This window comes from Acinetobacter sp. ANC 3882 (genome assembly GCF_022549545.1).
Classification (GTDB): Bacteria; Pseudomonadota; Gammaproteobacteria; order Pseudomonadales; family Moraxellaceae; genus Acinetobacter.
The window spans coordinates 1-269 of the sequence record NZ_JAKZGB010000033.1; the positions used below are offsets into that span (position 1 = coordinate 1).

Consider the following 269-nt stretch of genomic DNA (forward strand, 5'->3'; position numbering starts at 1 on the left):
GCTAGATCTACTGTGTAGTTGCCGTTTTCATCGGTAACCGCTGTGCCCAATACGTTGCCGTTTTGGTCTTTAACAGTCACTGTTGAACCTGGTTCTGCTGTACCTGTTACTTGCGTGCCATCATTAACAACATCAGCAGTCGGTGCATTTGGTGCCGTTGTGTCATCCGCTGTCGCTTGTGTAGGTTCAGATTCGTTTCCAGCAGCATCTGTCGCAGTCACATCTACCACTTCACCATTGGTTAATGGGTTTGCTAGATCTACTGTGTA

The 269-nt window shown here is 47.6% G+C and carries 1 protein-coding gene; it reads right to left on the minus strand.

The annotated features are described in order from the left end of the window. Positions 1–269, minus strand: a 269-nt coding sequence (locus MMO42_RS18260) for an Ig-like domain-containing protein (RefSeq protein ID WP_241321587.1), incomplete at both ends; no start/stop codon positions are given.